A 2875-nucleotide genomic window follows, 5' to 3' on the forward strand; every position below is an offset into this window, starting at 1 on the left:
CCTTCAGTCTCGACAGCTTCGACTGGGACGTCCTTCCCGCACTGCTGAAGCAGGCCAAGAAGGACCTGAACGTACAACGGCCGACCATGCGCTACGTCCTGGTCCGCCCTGCCGACGACACCTTCGACACCCCGCTGGGACTGGCTGTCTATCTCGCCGACGAACACGTCACCGGCTATCTGGACGCCGACCTGAAGGGCAAGGTCACCCGGGTGATGCCGGCCCAGGACTGAGGCCTGTCGGCTGCGGCCGACGGCGTGACGTAGGGATGCCGGTCGCCCTGCCTGCCGCCGCTCATGATCCCCGCATCCGGCCGTTGTCAGGGCCGACAACTCGGGCGGCTCCGACCCCGGTTCCCATTCACGCCGCCCGTCCCGCCCTGGGGGCGGCTCTCCAACACCCGGGAAGACACGTTCGTGGCCGATCAGGACAGCGAATTCCTCACCCATGCGGCCGAGGTCGCCTTCGACCTCGGCCTCGACCGATTTCGCGTCACCAAACTCACGCTCCGGTCCCGCGCCATCGAATTCACCGAAGTCGGCGGCCCGTCAGAGCCGCCCGTCTACTTCGGAGGCGAGCCGCCCGGAACCGGACGCGAGGCACGCCGTACGTACGACTGGCAGCCCGGCGCCGACGCGCCGGCTTGGATGAACATGGCGTGGCTGCTCGACGACCTGGCCGCATGGGTCGATCAGATGGCCGTAGACCGCATCACCCTGATCGGCATCGAGGCGCCGGAGCCGCACAGTTGCGATGTGTTGGTCCTCGACGGCGACAGCCGTTATCACGTCCGGCTGGCACTGGCCGACCGGCGCGATGTCCTGGACTTCCCCGGCATGTATCTGCGGGAGATGTTCGCCGAGGGCCGCTACCGCGCCTACCTGCTGGAGGACCAGCCGGTCGTCGACCTGCGTGGCGTCCTCTGAGGAATCGGCTTCTACGGGCTCGGGCTCGCCCGGCGTCGGCGGGGGTCGCTGAGCTGATTCCCGCGTCCGTCGAGGTGGCCGGCGAAGCCCTGGTCAGGCGGGGGCGAAAGCCTCCTCGGGGGCGTCGTCGAGGACGAATCCGTTGTCGAGCCGGACGCGGACCGTGATGCGGAGCATCTGCCGCTGGTAGGCGGCCCACTGCTCCTCCAAGGCCCCCACCTGCTCCTCCACTTGCTTTCTGCTCGCCGGCGGCATCTGGGGGCCGAAGTCGTCGAGGAGCGACTTGAGGCGCAGGTACTCACGGACCTCGTGGCTCTGCTGCCGGTGATGCTCGTCCACCCGCTCCACGGTGCCCTCGATGCCCGCTGCCAGGGCCACAGAGGCGGCGAAGGCGCCCGTCTCCTCCGGGGGCTCTCCGGCCGGGGTCACCGACCCGGCCAGCCGGAGATCCGCAGCCAGCCGCACCCGTTGGCCCACGTTCAGCGTCATCGATCCTTCGTCCTCCTCGTCGGTCACCGGCGATCCGGTGCACGGGGCGTCGCCAGGCGTACCGGAGAGGACAGATCATCCCACCGTTCCCGGGGACTGCGCGGGAGTGAGCCTGTTGCCAGAACCCATGCTCAGCCGGACCTCGGACGATGTCGGGTGTTCTGGTCACCCGCGTCCGGACGGCACGGATGGTATCCGCGGGAAGGCGGCGGTATCACCACGCCTCTTCCTTCGCCGTCGGCCTGTATGTGTCTGCCAGGGCGTCAGGAACTCACAGTGGAGGTCAGATGTCGCATAACCGTTCGGGCGCGGCAATCGGCATGATCACAGACGGAGGTGGAGACCGTCCAAAAGGAACGAAGGGGTCCCCACCTCACAGGTATCCACTGCCTCATGAAGAAAGACAGTTCACTACATGACCAGAAGTGCCAGGGTTCCCGCGGCGGCTACCGCGGAGAGAATCACACACAGACGCATCGTCTTGGCCCAGCTCTGCAGTGCGTCCGTAACGACTTTTCCGATCTCCTTGTACACTTTCACCTCCCTTCCGGACCGAGAGACACATGGCTCCCTTTTGTAAAGACCAGACATCTCTCGAGGTAATTTTTGCATGACGAAACGAGGCGTGCCAAGAGCTCTTCGTTCGGGGTAATAAGAAACGGGCCTGCACTGAATGGATTATTCAGTGCAAACCCGTCAAAATCCTTTACGGTAGCCGCCGCAAAGGGGGTGCCCCTGCCTGTCAACAAGGGGCGTGGATACCTTCTGCTCCAGTATCGGCACCGTAGGGCCATCTGCCAAGTGGCAGATGGCTTCTTTCTGTCAGCCGCCACGCTCAGCGCCATGCACCAACGGCATAGTCAGCCGATGCCACATCGCCGTCCGCCATTCGGCTGGCACAGCTTCAGGCAGCCACCTGGCATAAAGCGAGCTGGCGCCCGCTTCCCCGTCATCCGATGGACGCATTCCCGACGGGCACCCAACACTTACCGCCCCGCCGACCAGCCCCTCCACCAGGAACACGCGCTTGCCGGCACAGGCAGCCGACCGTCTGCGACTGATGTAATCTTTGCCACGCGCATCGCTTATCCGGTGCGCTCCGCGTGTCATGCCCACATTATTCTGCTCCGGAGCTTCCTCATGGACAAGATTCCCAGCCCTCCCCTGACCTGGCTGAAGAGCAGCGCAAGCGGAGGGGGGAACTGCGTTGAGGTTGCAGTCAGTTCTGCTGTTCTGCACGTACGTGATTCGAAAGTCCCGGCGGGCTCCGTCCTGACCTTCCCCGGCCATTCATGGCAGGCATTCCTCAATGGACTGCGCTGAGTATCACCATCGCGGGCCGGTCCAGCTTTCTCCGCTATTTTTCGACTCTCGGCACGTCCAGGTTGTCGGTCAGGTTGTCGCTGATCAGCGTTCCCACGACGCTGATCAGGGCCACCGCGAGCCAGTACACGCCCGCC

The 2875-nt window shown here is 64.9% G+C and carries 3 protein-coding genes and 2 pseudogenes; 3 read left to right on the forward strand and 2 right to left on the reverse strand.

What is annotated here, in order from left to right; translation table 11 throughout:
* Window positions 1–233: pseudogene (locus ACWEBX_RS38815) on the forward strand (serine/threonine protein kinase); the annotation flags it as partial.
* Window positions 234–416: 183 nt separating this feature from the next.
* Complete coding sequence (locus ACWEBX_RS38820) at window positions 417–926, forward strand: hypothetical protein (protein WP_451889415.1); 510 nt, start codon at window positions 417–419, stop codon at window positions 924–926.
* A gap of 93 nt (window positions 927–1019) precedes the next feature.
* On the opposite strand, the gene ACWEBX_RS38825 is transcribed toward ACWEBX_RS38820, so the two are convergent.
* A complete protein-coding gene (locus ACWEBX_RS38825) occupies window positions 1020–1442 on the reverse strand; it encodes a hypothetical protein (protein ID WP_451889416.1) in 423 nt (140 codons plus the stop codon).
* A gap of 1113 nt (window positions 1443–2555) precedes the next feature.
* On the opposite strand from ACWEBX_RS38825, the gene ACWEBX_RS38830 reads away from it, so the two are divergent.
* On the forward strand, window positions 2556–2738 hold the full coding sequence (locus ACWEBX_RS38830) for a DUF397 domain-containing protein (protein ID WP_451889417.1): 183 nt from the start codon (window positions 2556–2558) through the stop codon (window positions 2736–2738).
* A 49-nt stretch (window positions 2739–2787) separates the two neighbouring features.
* Here ACWEBX_RS38830 and ACWEBX_RS38835 read toward each other — a convergent pair.
* Window positions 2788–2875, reverse strand: a pseudogene (locus tag ACWEBX_RS38835) (hypothetical protein); the annotation flags it as partial.

The organism is Streptomyces sp. NPDC005070 (assembly GCF_053600395.1).

What these genes read in the sequence shown, in the direction of transcription:
- ACWEBX_RS38830 (WP_451889417.1), top strand. Translation starts at nt 2,556, where the DNA reads ATGGACAAGATTCCCAGCCCTCCCCTGACCTGGCTGAAGAGCAGCGCA.